Annotated in this window: 11 protein-coding genes; 3 read left to right on the plus strand and 8 right to left on the minus strand. The window is 55.5% G+C overall.

Going from position 1 to position 15,537, the window contains the following annotated elements:
- Window positions 1-38: 38 nt before the first annotated feature.
- From D9N14_RS14500 to D9N14_RS14520, 5 genes are all read right to left on the minus strand, one after another.
- Window positions 39-779, minus strand: coding sequence for an SDR family NAD(P)-dependent oxidoreductase (locus D9N14_RS14500; protein WP_290580924.1), 741 nt, complete (start codon window positions 777-779; stop codon window positions 39-41).
- 200 nt (window positions 780-979) lie between these two features.
- On the minus strand, window positions 980-1,636 hold the full coding sequence (locus D9N14_RS14505) for a TetR/AcrR family transcriptional regulator (protein ID WP_290580926.1): 657 nt from the start codon (window positions 1,634-1,636) through the stop codon (window positions 980-982).
- Between the two features lie 71 nt (window positions 1,637-1,707).
- The gene (locus tag D9N14_RS14510; RefSeq protein WP_290580928.1) at window positions 1,708-3,408 is read right to left on the minus strand and encodes a class I adenylate-forming enzyme family protein; all 1,701 of its coding nucleotides are present in this window, start codon (window positions 3,406-3,408) and stop codon (window positions 1,708-1,710) included.
- A 124-nt stretch (window positions 3,409-3,532) separates the two neighbouring features.
- Complete coding sequence (locus D9N14_RS14515; RefSeq protein ID WP_290580930.1) at window positions 3,533-4,657, minus strand: MaoC family dehydratase N-terminal domain-containing protein; 1,125 nt, start codon at window positions 4,655-4,657, stop codon at window positions 3,533-3,535.
- Window positions 4,658-4,695: 38 nt separating this feature from the next.
- Window positions 4,696-6,261, minus strand: coding sequence for an acyl-CoA synthetase (locus D9N14_RS14520; RefSeq protein WP_290580932.1), 1,566 nt, complete (start codon window positions 6,259-6,261; stop codon window positions 4,696-4,698).
- A gap of 237 nt (window positions 6,262-6,498) precedes the next feature.
- On the opposite strand from D9N14_RS14520, the gene D9N14_RS14525 reads away from it, so the two are divergent.
- Entirely contained in the window at window positions 6,499-7,311 is an 813-nt protein-coding gene (locus D9N14_RS14525) for an IclR family transcriptional regulator (RefSeq protein ID WP_290580934.1), read from the plus strand.
- A gap of 66 nt (window positions 7,312-7,377) precedes the next feature.
- Here D9N14_RS14525 and D9N14_RS14530 read toward each other — a convergent pair whose 3' ends face one another.
- Window positions 7,378-8,544 (minus strand): MaoC family dehydratase N-terminal domain-containing protein, encoded by a 1,167-nt coding sequence (locus D9N14_RS14530; RefSeq protein WP_290580936.1) that lies wholly within the window; start codon window positions 8,542-8,544, stop codon window positions 7,378-7,380.
- 27 nt (window positions 8,545-8,571) lie between these two features.
- The gene (locus D9N14_RS14535; RefSeq protein ID WP_290580938.1) at window positions 8,572-10,176 is read right to left on the minus strand and encodes a hypothetical protein; all 1,605 of its coding nucleotides are present in this window, start codon (window positions 10,174-10,176) and stop codon (window positions 8,572-8,574) included.
- Window positions 10,177-10,467: 291 nt separating this feature from the next.
- Between D9N14_RS14535 and D9N14_RS14540 the strand changes: the two genes are divergently transcribed.
- On the plus strand, window positions 10,468-12,096 hold the full coding sequence (locus tag D9N14_RS14540) for an AMP-binding protein (protein WP_290580940.1): 1,629 nt from the start codon (window positions 10,468-10,470) through the stop codon (window positions 12,094-12,096).
- 210 nt (window positions 12,097-12,306) lie between these two features.
- Here D9N14_RS14540 and D9N14_RS14545 read toward each other — a convergent pair whose 3' ends face one another.
- A complete protein-coding gene (locus D9N14_RS14545) occupies window positions 12,307-13,500 on the minus strand; it encodes an amidohydrolase family protein (protein ID WP_290580942.1) in 1,194 nt (397 codons plus the stop codon).
- Window positions 13,501-13,913: 413 nt separating this feature from the next.
- Between D9N14_RS14545 and D9N14_RS14550 the strand changes: the two genes are divergently transcribed.
- Window positions 13,914-15,512, plus strand: coding sequence for a cytochrome P450 (locus D9N14_RS14550; protein ID WP_290580944.1), 1,599 nt, complete (start codon window positions 13,914-13,916; stop codon window positions 15,510-15,512).
- The last annotated feature ends 25 nt before the right edge of the window (window positions 15,513-15,537 follow it).

Here is a 15,537-nt window from a genome sequence, read left to right on the forward strand (position 1 = left end):
TGCAGTAAATATTCAGGCCGTTTTTATATATCGAACGGCTAAGGCATTACACGTCCACCGTTTACGCCCAGAGTGAGGCCGGTGATGTAACCCGCTTGCTCCGACGCCAGGAAGGAACATGCTGCGGCTATGTCATCCGGGCTACCGGCTCGCTTCATGGGCGACGCTTCGATTTGTTTGTCGATGTCCACGGGGGATTGGCGCAACATCGGTGTGTCGACAAAGCCGGGGGGAATGTTGTTGACGGTAATGCCTTTTGCGGCCAGTTCGAGGCCGAGGGATTTGGTGAAGGCAATAACCCCACCCTTGGACGCGGAGTAATGACACATCATGGGCGCGCCGGTTTGTGCCGATGATGAAGAAATATTGATGATGCGCCCCCACCCTGCGGCCAGCATATCTGGAATGACCTGTTGGCAACACAGCATGGGGCCTTTGATGTTAATCGCCATCATGCGATCAATCGCTTCTTCTTCGATATTCATGAACGGGATGAAGGCGGAAATACCCGCATTGTTCACCAAAACGGTGATGGGGCCGAACGCCTGCCGGGTCAGTTCGGCACTGTGGGCAATGTCCGTTTTTGAGGATGCATCGCCCACACAGGCGATGGCCTTCCCACCATTGGCGGAGATCAGTGCTACGGTTTCTTCAGCGCTGTCCGCGTTCAGGTCCCAGACGGATACTGCCGCGCCGTCGTTTGCCAACTGCAGACAGATGGCTCTTCCAATTCCACTTCCGCCGCCGGTAACCACCGCGACTTTCCCCTGTAATGACATGGATCTTTGCTCCAATGGTTGGCTCTTATTTTAACAACACTGTTGATTAATAATACCGGTCAGTACTTTTAGTTGTCAAGACGAAGACAAGCGCTCCTTAAGGAGCGCCGGAGTGAATCTGGTGGGGGAATGAAATGGCGTGGATTGCGCTAAAAATCGCTGAAAACTGCGGGACTTAGGGATGGTTTCGTAACGAATTTCTACCAGTCGGAACGGGCGGACACCAGGGTGCGCACGGCTTTGCCCACCCATTCCCGGCGCTCTTTCTCGGAGACTTCTTTTTTCGAAAGCATGGCGTTGATGTACCAGCCCCGAATCATGTGAATGAACACTTCCGCGACCGCGCTGGCGTCTTTACAGGGCAGGTTGTCTGCCTGAGCACATTGTTCAATGAACTCGGCAATACGGCGGATTCCAATTTCGGTACGCTCCGCGGCGGCTTTACCCAGCTCCGGGAAACGATGGATTTCACTGTAGATCAGTTGATTCACCGCCACCTCGTCGTTGGCCAGGCTGAGCTCCAAAGTGCGATTGGCGTAAGCTGTGAGCCCTTTTTCGAGATTCGGTTTGCCACTGGTATCCACCGTGAGGGAGGCCCAAGGTGAATAGCGTTCGATCTGTTGTTTCAGAATGGCGCGGAACAACTGCTCTTTCGAGGGGTAGCGGGAATACAGTGTAGTTTTAGACATGCCGGCGGTTTTGACAATGCGGCTGACCGAGGCGGCACCGTATCCCTGATCCTGGAACTCCTGCAAGGCCACTGCCAGGAGTTGGTCTTCGATGTCTGCAACGTCTTCCGGCCGTGGACGACCCCGTGGCCGTTTTGCCTCTGCTTTAGTGGTTTTTCGTACTGCCATGTGGAATGGGGTATCTTTTTATTGCTGTCAGTGAAAAACCACTTTACCAGATCTGGTCGTTTTAACAAACGTCAGCCTTGTGCCTTGAGTCGGTCTGCCGCCAGGGTCTGCAATTGTGAGCTTTTGACCTTTGCGCTGCCGGTCCATTCCAGTTCGTCTTCCCTGAACAGCAATACGCGTCGCGGCACTTTGAAGCTGGCCAGTTGTTCCTTGGCAAAGGAGCGGACCAACTCTTCCGACAGCTCAGCGCCTTCCTGCGGGACGATACAGGTCACCACCAGCTCCCCCAGCAGTTCGTCAGGAATGCCGACGGTTTTGGTGACCTTGACTCCGGGGCACTGGGCTATGACGGTGTCAATTTCCACGGGGGATACATTGGCGCCCCCGGTTTTGATGATGTCGTTCAGGCGGCCTTCCCAGTGCAGTCTGCCCTGCGGATCAAAAAATCCACCATCGCCGGTGCGGAAAAAGCCCTCTTCGTCCAACACTTCATCTTGGGGGATACCGATGTAGCCCAGCATCAGGGTTGGGCCTTTCACCGCAATCTCACCCCGTTCCCCCAGTGGCATTAAATCACCGGACAGCGGGTCTACGATCTTGAATGTGTTGCCCGCCACCGGTATGCCGTGACTGTCACCGGAAACCGATTTGGGCGTATTGGCGGGAAATACGGAACTGAGGGTAAAGGTTTCCGTATTGCCGTAAGCGTGGGTGGCATCAATCCAGTTGGAATTCACTGTAGGGTGACCCGCCACCGGTGAATTGGCGTCAATGTATTTTAACGCTGACAAATCCACATCAAGCCAGTTTTTGGCGTCCACCAGCTGCGCCCATTGGTGGGGCCAGGCGAAAATATAGGAAACGTTCTCGGCCTCCATAATGGCCAGTGCTTCCTCCGGCTGGAAGGTTTGCTGCAGCACCAGGGTGCCCCCGGCCGACAGCGTGCTGCCGATACCTATGGCAAAATTACCGGACCAGAAAAAGCCGTTGGTGGTGAGTGAGCGCACATCCTGATCCAGCCCCAGCCATTTACGCCAGCGCCAGAGCTGCAGGCAAACGCCCCGATGGGCACTTAGAATGCCTTTCGGTTTGCCGGTGGAGCCAGAGGAAAAAAACAGTACGCCTGGATCGGCAGGCTGCACAGCGGCAGCGGTCGCTTCAACCAGCTCCGGTGAGATGCTCTCACCCCGTGCCAGAAAGGCGTTCCAGCCTTCAATGCCACCTGCTGTTTCTTCGCTATCTACCGTCGCCAGGTGTCGCAGGTAAGGGAACGTTTCAGAAAACAATTGACCAGGGGCTGCGTTGCTCAGCTTTGGCTCCAGCTCCCTTAGCACGGTAGCGAAGTCTTTCTTCAATACATGTCTTTCGAACAGCAGGATGGAACAGCCCGAGTTTTCCAATACCACTTTCAGCTCGGCGGGCGTTGAAAAGGTGCTCAGCGTTGTCGCCACGCCACCGGCCAGGGCGGTACCGAACACCGCAGATAGAAACTCCAGGCGGTTGGTCATCAGAATGCCTACCCGAGTGCCTTTGCCGGCACCGCAGGCTAATAAGGAACGGGCCACCACCACCGAGCGGGACCATAACTCGTCATAAGTCCAGCGTTCTGCGCCATCGGTGCTGGGCAACATCACCGCCTCACGTGGGCCGAAACGGGAGGTCACCTCCTTCAGGTAGCCACCTAAAGTGAGTGCGCCGATACCTTCTTCTTCATTCAGTGGAATCCCCTTGATCAGGGACAAGCCTTCGCGAGATTGGGTTGGCAGCGTCATGTTGTTACCTTTTTATTTTCGGTAGTATTGTTTTTGTGGTCTGACTGCGTTTGAGATTTCAGAAGATGGTAGGACAAGGCGTGCCAAAAAGCACGCCTTTCCTTGTCTGGTAAGCGCAGTGATGTTATGCGCGACTGGGCAGCTCAACAATGGCAACACCGCTGGCAGACAGTTCACCCCGATGGGTTTCTGCTTTCTGCTGGATTTCTACCAGATGCTTACCATCTTCCACGAATTTGCGCACCACCGTGGCATTGATGAAGATGGCGTCCCCATCGGGATTGTGCCGACGGATCTGACTTTTCGCCTTACGCAGGAAGCCGTCATCTCCCATCCAGTTGGTGATCTGATGGGTCAGCCAGGAACAACGCTCCGGGCCGTAATCGTAGGCACCCGGTGCGCCCACTTCCAACGCGAAGTCTTCATCCCAGTGCACACGCTCAGGACAGTCGGGCACGTTAAAGCGGTTTTTGATGCCCAGGCCAGGATGCGCCTGTTGCATTTTCCAGGCGAGCTTGTTGGCGCGGATGTAAAGACCACCCCAGCCCTGAGCGTAACAGATGAAGCCGGTGACGGTCATGGGGCCCTTCATCATGGTAGGCAGTTCTTCGCCCTCTTTCACATCCTCCCAATAACGGGGTGTGGCACCACGAATTTCTTCCTGCTCATAGACCTTGCTGAATTCCGCCAGCTGTTCTTCGGTGAAGGGTTCCACCCGGCCGCGGGCTTCGGTGTATTTGGTGCCGCGTTCACGGGCTTCGTCGCGGTCGGTGCGGAATACCCAGGAATCGGCTTCTGCCACTTTGTCACCGGACTGGTTGAAAAAGTCCACGTGATAGATCTGCTGGAAGGCACGGCCGGCAAATTTGGTTTGGTGTTCCACCAGGTCTTTCAGATAGGCTTCGGTGGTGATGACATCATTGCGCAGAACCGGCTTGTGCCAGGTCCAGTCAGCACCGGCCCACATGGCGTGCACACCGGACAGGCCACCGCAGTAACCGGAAACAATGCGGCTGGTGGTGAACAGGAAGCTGGGCAGCGCCACGATGGAGCCGTACTTGGTGTTGGCGGCGTATTCGGGATCACACCACAGCGGGTTGTCGTCACCAATGCCATGAGCGTAATGGCGGATGGCATCGCGTGTGGCTTCGTAGTTCCAAGGTTCTACGGTGTTGGTGATCTTGACGCCAATGCGCTCGCGCAGATCAGCCAGACCCTGTTCGGTTATTTTTGGAAACTTGGCGGACATCTTTTTTCTCCTTGGTTCTTAATTGCCGGCCGCAGCCGTTAGTTAATGGCGGCTGGCGATTTGGCAGCCTCACGATCACGCAATATTTTGCGGTGGACTTTGCCAGCGGGCGTCTTAGGCAGCTCGCTTACAAATTCTATGTGGCGGGGAAACTCGTGTTGACTGAGTTTCTCGCGGGTGAAATTCTGCAATTCAACAATGAATTCGGCACTGGGGGCGCGATTGCTCACCACAAAGGCTTTCGCTACCTGGCCACGGGTATCATCCGGAACTCCGATTACACCGACTTCCGTAACGTTGTCGTGCTTTAACATAGTGTGTTCAATTTCGACCGCACTCATGGTCCAGCCGGCGGAAATAATCACATCGTCCGCGCGTCCGCAGTGATACAGGTAACCTTCATCGTCTAGTTTGGCGCGGTCTTTGGTGGTTTCCCAGTGATCCCGTTTCCACAGCATCAGCTCCCCCACTTCACCCGCGGCAGTGGGTGAACCGTCAGGGCGGTGCACCTCAAGCTTCAGGCCAGGCACCGGTTTGCCCAGTGATCCAGGCTTGACTTCGAAATCCTCCGCTCCAGGGTAGTTCACCAACACCACACCGATTTCCGTAGTGCCATACATGCTGCAGGCGGGCACTTTGAAATACTGATCAATAAACTCCAGAGTGGCCGGATCAATGGGTTCACCGGTAAAGGACAGTTTGGTGAAATGAAAGGTGAATGCGTCTGCCTGGCCGGTGTTCTTCATCATGCGGTAATGCGTGGCCGCAGCGGACATATTGGTAATTTTGAAATCCTGCAGAGCCCGCATCAGGCGCACCGCGTCAAAGCGCCCGGCAAAGGTGCCGGTGGTCACACCCAGGGCCAGTGGTGCCAGGGTACCGTGCCAGAGTCCGTGCCCCCAGGCCGGGGACGAAGGGCAAAAATACTCATCGCCCGGGCGGATACCGGTGCCATACAAGGCTGCAAACATCAGGGTGACGATGGCTTTGTGAGTGTGTTTAACCGCAGCAGGCAGCTCGCGGGTGGTGCCGGATGTGTACTGAAACACCGCCAGGTCATTGGCTTTGGTTTTGGGCTCGTAACGGGATGGGTATTTGGCGATGTCATCCAACAATGCTTGATCCGCCACGATCACACGCAAACCGTCGATTTCCCGTGCCAGTTCTGCTTTCTCCCCATTGGTGATGAGGATGGTGGGCTTGCAGTCGTCAATACGGAGCCGTAAGGCATCCGGCCCGAACAGGGTAAACAAAGGTACGCTGATGGCGCCGGTCTGCATGGCACCGAACAGGCACACATAGAATGGCAGTGACGGCTCCAGCATGAACGCAATGCGATCACCGGGTTGAACTTCATTGTCATCCAGCCAGTGGGCAAATTGCGCAGCGCCGGAGGCCAGCTGGTCAAAACTGAGAATTTCATCACTGCCGTCGGATTTGGCAATGCGTACTGCTGCCCGGCCGGACCCGTCTGCGTGGCGGGTAATGCATTCGTGGGCAATATTGAGATGTTCTTTGTCACCATCGAAAAGTTCCCACAACGCAGTGGAATTCGCATGGGCTTGGGCATCTGCGTAGGTGGTGTATTCCGTGAGCTTTGCCATTCAATCACCTGGTTATTGTTATCAGTTTCTAGCGCCCCAAAGCAGATCGTCGTTGTTCGAATCCGGGTGGTTTTGGGCCGTAATTCATCGTGTAAAAACAATGCCACGAAAAAAAAGTGTTGTAAATATAGAAACAGATTTTATATATTGAATATGAAGAGGGGTGATGTCATAATGGTAAAAATTCTGACTCAGCGCTAATTACAGTAAAAACAAAGGACTACACAGGGGACCCCAATGACGCAACATTCCACCCAGGCCATGACGAGCGACAAAAAACTCGCCAACGCCCTGAAAGAAAGTAAAGCTCCCGCCATTTCCCGCGCCGCTGCCATACTCCGGCTGCTTGGCAAAAGCGATACGCCGATGGGTCTACAGGCCATCGCACGTTCCCTCAACCTGGTTCCCAGCACCTGTCTTTATGTGCTGCGCGCACTGGTGGATGAGGAGTTCGTTGCATTTGACCCCGACACCAAACGCTATTCCCTGGAGGCAGGAGTCCTCACCCTGGCCCGGCACTGGCTGCGTCGAAACCAATTCACTGATTTGGCCCAGCCCGAACTCAATCGCATCAGCCAGGAATTCGATTGCACGGTGCTCGGCGTCAACATCGTCGGGCTGGAGCACATCATTGTGGTCGCCATTTCCCAGGCCGGAAACAACTTCCAGCTGAGTGCCCAGGTGGGTAGCCGTTTTCCTGCTTTGATCAGTGCCACCGGTCGTTGCATTGCCGCTTTTGGCAATTACACCCACGAAGAGCTGGAAGAAAAATTCAACACCCTGCGTTGGGATGATCCGCCCTCCTTCGAGGAATGGATGGCGCAAATTGAGAAGGTGCGCACGGATGGCTACGCGGTCGATGAAGGTAATTACATCTCCGGCGTGACGGTTGTGGCAGCCCCGGTATGGAAAACCCGGGAGAAGCTCAGTCACGCAATGGTTGCCATCGGTATCAGCAGCACCCTGAACCGAAACGGGTTACCTGCCCTGCAAAATGCGCTTCTAAAGAGCGCCCAGATGCTGTCAAACCAACTCAGCGGTGAATTCTAACCAACCGTCGAGCGCTGCTGATGTTCAGTAGCGCTCAACGACACCCTCATTGGCTTATTATCTTCGCTATTTTTTTGGCAGTTCCACTTCCGCCGTGGCGGTCGCCATCACATGGCCCAGTTGGTTGGTCATTTTGCATTTCACCTGAACGATATTACGACCGTCCTCATCGGTGGACTTCTCCACAATGGTGCCGGTCATGATGGTGCTGTCGCCGGTGAACGCGGGGCCGCGGTAGGACGAATTGCAGTGGACAACCTGGCCCCACTCCCCGGCCCATCCACTCAGGTAGTCCAGAATCCAGGCGCCCATGGAGGCACCATAGCCATAGCCCCGGGGCATGCCGATCTTACGGGCGTATTCCGGGAAAAGGTGACCCCGTGATGGGCCAAAGTAGGCACCGTCAGTCCACTCCGGGTTATCCTTCTCCATCACTGGGTCATTTTCATAACCGGCCATTTCCTCAGTGAAACCCATGCCCGCCAGATCGTAACCGGGTCGATTGGTTGTGCCCCATATAGTGAATGGGTAGGCGCGCCACTCGGTGGTGAAACTGGCGATGCTGTGCGGGCCAATTACGCGCACCGGCAGTTCCGAGTTCACTTCCACGTCATCCCAGTAACGTTTGCCGTGACCAAGTTCGTGCATCATCTTGATGTATTCGTATTTCTTGTCTTCCAGCTCCTTGAGGGCTTCCGGGGTCCATACTGGATCGTCTGTGTTGTCCGCCATGGCCCCCATTTCCACGGCCAGATCCGCGCGATAGCGAATGGTGGTGGAGCGTTGTTTGGCAACAAAATCACCGTTCTGGTTGTAGTAATTGTTATCGCCCCGCTGGAAACAGGTGGGGCCGGCAAACTTGGTGTCTTTTACTACGTAATCAAACGGAATCTTTTCATTGGTGATCCAGTCACCGGCGAACATTTTTGGGCCGTAGAACCACCATTCGTCGCCGCCGAAAATGAGGTGGGATTCGGGGATCATGCCGACGCAGGCCGGGCCGGCACCATGGCCGTCGTCGGTTGCCACCGCAAATGACTGCGGGGCTACCAGGCGCCCGTAGCGGCTCTCGGCAGCAAAATCATGGTCGTAGTGCAGCAGGTTGGGATAGTGCATTGCCTGTGCCCAGCGCCGAAAATCATTGTTGTTCAGGGGTTCCTTCATGCTGGCCGGTGCAATGGGCTTGCCCATGTGGTTATCAAGATCGGAACAGTCCAGAATTTTATCGCTCATGCGGTTCTCCAAATAAAAATCGATTAGTCAATGGGTGGGCAGGCCTGGTTGCAGTTTCAGAACACTGCCCTCCGCATCGGCAGAGATATAGAGTTCACCATTGAGGCCTTCGGCAATATCTGCAAAGGGCCCCATGGGCCCGGACAGGACGCCAATGGGCCCGAGAAATTTTGGGGTTACGCCGGGTGGTGCGCCCACCGGTAATTGGGTGGCGATGCTGTGCCGGGTTCCGGTAGTGAGGTTAAACTGAATCAACTCCTTGCTCCCCACATCCACAATGTACAAGTGCTCACCCGTGGCCAGGATGCCCTGGGGTGAACGCAGACCGTCCACCACCGTCTGCGGCCCTTTACCGGTGACTTTGATGACTCGGCCGGCGCCCTCTTCGGCCACCAGAATGGTGTCGCCACTGACCGCGACACCGCTTGGCCCTGCCAGTCCGTCCAGCAAGGTTTCGACGTTTCCGGCGGTGACCGCCAATACGCGGCCACGGCCTTTTTCCGCAACCACCGCGGTACCCCGGCTGGTTAAGGCGATGCCATACAGCTGATCGAACCCGTCTGCCAACACGGTGTGTTCCTGCTTCGCAGGGGACCAAAGTGACACCTGACCATTGGCGGTGGTGACCATGTACTCAGACGATCCCACCGCAGCCACACCCCGGGTATAACCGGGGAAGCCCGGCGTAAACAGCATACCAGCCGGTTGCAGTGGGCCCCCTGACGGTAAGGTATAAGTGAAGCCCCCGTCGGCAACGAACAGCAGTCCATCCGGATCCACTGCCAGACCCAGCGGCCAGTTCAAGCCGTCCGGCACCAGGGACTGCACTTGTCCATTGGCAAGGACTTCGTTGATCTGCCCGGAAATACTGGAAACGAACAGTCGATCTCCAACAAAGGTGAGGTTGTCCAAACCGGGGGCGATGTTGGCCAGTACCGATTGCGCTCCGGTGCGGGGATCAATGCGTAACACCTGCCCACTGGCCACCTGGGTGGAAACGATGTAGCCCTCTGCATCGAACTTGACGGCGTCCGGTACGCCCAGGTTCCTGGCAACCACCTCAGGTGCACCGCCATCGGGATGGACGCGCCAGATTTCATTGGCCCCCATGACCGGGAAATACAGCAACCCGTCAGGCCCTACCTCCATGGCGTTGGGCAAGGGAACGTTTTCCAGGATGACCCGTGGGGCGCCGCCGTGCAGATCCAGCTCCAGAATGCGGCCATCGGGCCTGCACTCCCCCGCAAACAACCGGCCCTGGTGGATGGTGATGGGGTTGGCACAAGGCAAGTCTGCGCACACGACTTTTGCGATGCCGTTTGGGCTCAGGATGCTGACCCGGCCTTCGGTGATTTCGGTGGCGAAAATATTGCCTTGGGCATCGAACACCAGATCGTCGGGGGCAACGATGTCCCCTCCTTTTGGGCTGATGGTTTCGATGTGTCCGTGGTGGATGTCGATAGCACTGATCTGGCTGCCCGATACCTGGGCTACGTAAATGCGCCCGTCCGGGCCGGTACGGATTCCGTTGGCACCAAACAGCCGGCTGGGTGGGGTCAGCCGTTCAAGCGTCCAGCCCTGCGCCAGAGTTGCGCGGACTTCGGGCGCATAGCGACTATTCATTGAGGTCATGGTGAAATCAGCTCCCCTGGTTTCTGGTTATTGTTCTTCTTTTGGTTCTTCCGGTTATTTCTCCAAGGGACAACAACATCACAGGTTACCCCTCTGTTTTCCTCGATAGCTGATGGGCCGAGTGCCCGCTGGCGCTTATTTAATTGTTGATTTTGTTATGAATATTGATTAGCCCGTGGCTTCCGGAGCAGTTCCGCTGGCGGCTATAATAATCAACACTTGTGTTCATTTGTGGTCAAATGGTATCGTAACGACATAGCAAAAAACAATATCTATGGAGCACTTTTTGTCATGCAATCCGCAGTGAAGGATGGGCGCAGAACTCTGGTTGGCAGATCGGTTCGGTGGGATGAAGAGCAGGCGAAAGCCGCCTATGAACGGGGCTACTGGACCCACGAAACGCTGGCCGATTCCCTGCAGCGCATTGCAGCCCAGGAGCCTGATCGGGTGCTCGTGATTGAGGGCAGCGTTCGCCTGTCTGCCGGTGAGCTGTACGAGCGTGCGCGCACCCTGGCCCGGGTGATGGCAGCGGGCCACCACGAGGGCAGCGTGGTGTCGTTTATGCTCCCCAATTGGCATGAAGCGGCGGTGATTTATCTGGCTGCGACGATGGCCGGCATGGTGGCCAACCCGATCCTGCCATCGTTGCGTGAGCATGATCTGCGCTTTATGTTGAAGGATATGTCCTGCCGGATGATTTTCATTCCAGAGCAGTTCCGCAATCACCATTATGCCGAAATGCTGTCACACGTTGTCGAGCAGTTGGCGTCACCTCCGCAGGTGGTCGTGCTGCGGGGTAATCCCCATAAATTCACTGCCTTCGACAGTCTGTTTGAGAACGCACCGGAGCAGGCTCTGCCCATTGTGGAGGCCGATGCAGTGCGGATGATCATGTATACGTCCGGCACCACCGGTAACCCGAAAGGCGTGATGCACAGTCACAACTCCATCCACGCGCTGATCAAACAGATTGGCGAACATTGGCGGGTGGAGCCCGGAGATAAATTTTTGGTGGCGTCACCGATCAGCCATATCGGAGGCTCAATTTATGCGTTCGAGTGCCCTCTTCTGTTGGGCGCAACGGCGGTGTTGATGGAGCATTGGAACCCTGACCAGGCCGTTACATTATTGCAGTCAGAAGGCTGTACCCATTTTGCCGGGGCTACGCCATTTTTGGTGCAGACTCTGGCCGCTGCCCGCAAACAGCAGACCCGGTTACCCAGCTTGAAACTGTTCGTGTGTGGTGGCGCATCGGTGCCGGCGTCACTGATCCGCGAGGCTGATGACTACTTTGAACGTGCCGCGGTGACCCGGGTGTATGGGTCCACCGAGGTCCCGGTGATGACCGTTGGCGCCGTGGGGGATGTTGATCATGCCGCGGAGACCGATGGCCAGCCCGGTATCGCTCAGGTGAGGCTTGCTGGCATCGAGAACGCAACGGCCGACAGTGGTGAAGTGATTGCCAAAGGGCCACAAATGCTGGTGGGCTATGTGCATGCCGAAGATGAGGCCAGTGTGTTCGATGAAAACGGCTTCTTCCGCACCGGGGATCTTGGTCGCTGGGTGGATCAGAATTATCTGGTCATTGTGGGTCGAGCCAAGGACATCATTATCCGCCATGGTGAAAACATTGCCCCCAAGGAGATCGAAGATCTGCTGGTCAATCTGGCGGAGATCGCTGAGATTGCGATCGTCGGCCTACCCGATCCGAAAACCGGAGAAAGGGCCTGTGCTGTGATTGTGCCGGCCGGGGATGCCACGCCCACGGTCTCTGACCTGGCTGATTTCCTGCTGCGCCAGGGTGTCGCCAAATTCAAGTTTCCGGAACAGGTAGCCATCTGGAAAGCATTACCCAAAAATGATGCCGGTAAGGTGTTGAAGCACAAGATTCGTCAAACGTTGCTGCAGGCAGAGGCCTAGCGCTTCTGCTGCGCTTGGTGCTTTGACAAGGCTTGATATAGAGAGTGGGCGCTTGGCATTTCGGTAGCCTGCACGGAGCGCCCGGAATAAAAAATGCCGACTGGGGGTCGGCAAAATACCAAATCCTTTCTTGATAGAAACCCATAAGACTTGGCACAAAAGATTGTTGAAGTGGGTCGCGGCTTGGCGTCGACCCACTGTGGGTATTCCTTACTGCAGGGAGCCGGAACGTTCCAGCAGGCCCAACAGGTTTCCGCCCATCACTTTGCGTTGCTCTTCTTCGGTGTAGGCATCCAGTCGGTCGATGAACTGCAGCGGGCTGGCGACCCCTTCAGGGTGCGGATAGTCGCTACCGAACAGTACCTGGTCAGCGCCGACCAGATCACGCAAACCGTCCAGGGAATCTTCATAGAAAGGAGCAACATACACGTTCTCCTTGAAGCGCTGAACCGGATCGTATTTGAATTCCTGCGGGAAAATGTTTTTGGCCTTTTCCATGGTGCGCAGCAGTTCGCCAACCCAGGCGGCGCCGTTTTCGATGGTGGCAATTTTCACATCGGGGAAACGGTCGAACACGCCGTGACAAATAAGGGCGGCACAGGTGTCTGCAATAACCCGGGCAGCAGGCTTCAGGATGTGCGAGAACGCGGAAGGCTTGAATGGTTTGTATTCGTTGCCACCCACCCACATACGAACGAACCGATCGTAACCGCTGTCGGATGCGTGCATGGATACAAAGATCTTGGATTCGTTGATGCGGGCCCAGAACGGATCAAATTCTTCGAAGCCGGGAGAGCGGGTACCGCTAATGCCGGGCACAGGCGCTGGTCGCACCAGTACTGTTTTGGCACCGTTTTTGATTGCCCAATCCAGCTCTTTAACCGCCCAGTCGATATCCGCAAGGCTGATCACCGGGGCGGCGAAGATACGGTTTTGACGGTTGAAGGTCCATTCTTCCAGCATCCACTGGTTGAGGGAGTGCATGATCGCGCACATGGCTGGAATGTTGTATTGGCCCATGCGTTCTTCAACGGCGGAAACCAGGGTCGGAAACATCAGTGCTCCGTTCAGGCCCTGCTCATCCAGCTCTTTTATGCGTTCTTCGCCGGTGCGCCATCCATTCTTGGGTGCGATGGGCTTGCCCATGGATTCGCGCATGGAAAGCCCTTCGGCGTTCTTGCCCATGTACCACTCCACCAGTTTGCCAGGGGCGGCAATGTGGCTGAAGGTGGGGTCGGGAATATAGTCACTGATCAGGCCACCGATCGCCAACTTGGTGCGTCCATTTACCTGTACATAGGAAACTGCGTGCTTGAATTCCTTGGGCAGGTAACGCATCAAAGCTTCGGGTGGCTCGTAAAAATGATGGTCCGCGTCATAAGTTGGATAGGGTAAGCCAGACATAATATTCACCTTTCATGCATTCTATTTGTTTGTAGTAGGGTATCCAAGGAAACCCCTCTAAGTCAACAACACTGTTGATTTATATTGGGCAGATTAACACGTGTTCGCTTGTCTGGACAGGTACTCGGATGCAACCCAGCAAGTGAACACCAATGTTGACTAACAATTGGTGGGCAGTTTAAGCTTAAGCACCATCTCCGGCAATCGTTAATCGCTGCCGGCAAATGCAGCGCTAAGCGCTTGAATCCAGTGCACAACTTTCTGGTGCGCAAAGGCTTGCAGTGCGCAAAGAGCATACCGCAGGTCCCAAAGCGTCGAGTCCCGGTAAGGCCACCCTAGACCTTCGATCCGGTTACAACGTTGCCTGGAACCCTATTAACACAGAGGTGTTTGGACTAAAGGTGTCTGGAAAGATGAACGCAAAAGTGGATTCACCGCTGTATTACGATCCCTATGATTTTGATATCGATGAGAACCCGTATCCTGTCTGGAAACGGATGCGAGACGAAGCGCCGCTCTATTACAATGAAAAATATGATTTTTATGCCCTGAGCCGTTACGAAGATGTGACCAAGTGTCTCAAGGACTTTGCAACCTACAGCTCAGCCAAGGGCACCATCATGGAGTTGATCAAAGCCGGGTTTCAGCCACCACCGGGCATGTTCATCTTTGAAGATCCGCCACTGCACGACATTCACCGGGACATCCTGCGCCGGTTGTTCACCCCCCGTGCTATTGCCGCGGTGGAACCCAAAATCCGGGAGTTTACCACCCAGGTGTTGGATCCCCAGATTGGCAAAGGGGGCTTCGACTTTATCAAAGACCTGGGTTCGGAGATGCCGATGCGCACCATTGGCATGTTGTTGGGTATACCAGAGGCGGATCAGGCCAAGTTTCGTGACTTCTCCCTGGAAGGGTTGGATCTGGATGAGAGCGGCGCCCCGGCTGTGGATTTCGAGTTTCGTTTTAACGGCAAAGATGGCGATCCCATTGAAGTGAATGATCTGTTTGGCGCCTATCTGGACTGGCGCGAACAAAATCCCTCCGACGATCTTATGACGCAACTGCTGACCAGTGAGTTTGTGGATGAGACCGGTACCCAGCGCCGCCTGAGCCGGGAGGAAATCCTGGGTTATGTGCGGTTACTGGCCGGTGCCGGCAATGAAACCACCACGCGCCTGATTGGCTGGACTGGCAAGGTGTTGGCCGATCACCCGGAGCAATTGGCCGAGCTGGCCAAAGACCCCAGCCTGATTAATAACGCCATTGATGAAGTGCTGCGCTTTGAGCCTCCCTCCCCGGTTCAGGCCCGCTATGTTACCCGCGATGTGGAGCACTACGGGCAGATCGTGCCGAAAGGCAGTGTCATCCTGTTGTTGAACGCCTCCGCCAATCGGGACGAGCGCAAGTTCAAGGATCCGGACACCTTTAATATCCGGCGCAAGATCGATCAGACTCTGACCTTTGGTCATGGTCTGCATTTCTGTATGGGTAGTCACCTGGCCAAGCTGGAAGGTCGGATAGCCCTGGAAGAGGTTCTCAAACGTTTCCCCAGTTGGAAAGTGGATTGGGAGAACGCCAAACAGGCCCGCACCTCAACGGTTCGGGGCTGGGAAACTTTGCCGGTGATTACCGACGAAGCGAAGTGGAAACAAGAGCAAAACAAAAACAGACCACAGGAGAAAGCCGTGTCTAATGCAACAGAAGCAGGTATTGATAATGCCTGGGATTTGGTAATCAAAGCCCCCAACGGTGAACAGCGAAGTGTTGTGACCCTGAAATCCGAAGGCGAGGTGCTGACCGGCACCATCACCAATCCGGAGTTTGGTGAGCAGCCCATCGAAGGCGGCAAATACGATGGCGAAACCTTGACCTGGAAAAGCAAAGTCACCAAGCCAGTGAAGCTCACCGTGACGTACAGCGCCACCGTGGACGCAGACAACAACATCAGCGGCCACATCAAGGCCATGATGACCAAGATTCCGTTCAGCGGAACCCCGGTCGCCAAATAAGCTGTGATGTACGCAGTTGAAAAAG

It is taken from the genome of Ketobacter sp. (genome assembly GCF_003671495.1).
GTDB lineage: Bacteria > Pseudomonadota > Gammaproteobacteria > Pseudomonadales > Ketobacteraceae > Ketobacter.

Excerpts from the sequence above, each read along its gene's own strand:
- D9N14_RS14500 (WP_290580924.1), bottom strand. The coding sequence starts at position 779 with ATGTCATTACAGGGGAAAGTCGCGGTGGTTACCGGCGGCGGAAGTGGA.
- D9N14_RS14505 (WP_290580926.1), bottom strand. The coding sequence starts at position 1,636 with ATGGCAGTACGAAAAACCACTAAAGCAGAGGCAAAACGGCCACGGGGT.
- D9N14_RS14510 (WP_290580928.1), bottom strand. The coding sequence starts at position 3,408 with ATGACGCTGCCAACCCAATCTCGCGAAGGCTTGTCCCTGATCAAGGGG.
- D9N14_RS14515 (WP_290580930.1), bottom strand. The coding sequence starts at position 4,657 with ATGTCCGCCAAGTTTCCAAAAATAACCGAACAGGGTCTGGCTGATCTG.
- D9N14_RS14520 (WP_290580932.1), bottom strand. The coding sequence starts at position 6,261 with ATGGCAAAGCTCACGGAATACACCACCTACGCAGATGCCCAAGCCCAT.
- D9N14_RS14525 (WP_290580934.1), top strand. The coding sequence starts at position 6,499 with ATGACGCAACATTCCACCCAGGCCATGACGAGCGACAAAAAACTCGCC.
- D9N14_RS14530 (WP_290580936.1), bottom strand. The coding sequence starts at position 8,544 with ATGAGCGATAAAATTCTGGACTGTTCCGATCTTGATAACCACATGGGC.
- D9N14_RS14535 (WP_290580938.1), bottom strand. The coding sequence starts at position 10,176 with ATGACCTCAATGAATAGTCGCTATGCGCCCGAAGTCCGCGCAACTCTG.
- D9N14_RS14540 (WP_290580940.1), top strand. The coding sequence starts at position 10,468 with ATGCAATCCGCAGTGAAGGATGGGCGCAGAACTCTGGTTGGCAGATCG.
- D9N14_RS14545 (WP_290580942.1), bottom strand. The coding sequence starts at position 13,500 with ATGTCTGGCTTACCCTATCCAACTTATGACGCGGACCATCATTTTTAC.
- D9N14_RS14550 (WP_290580944.1), top strand. The coding sequence starts at position 13,914 with ATGAACGCAAAAGTGGATTCACCGCTGTATTACGATCCCTATGATTTT.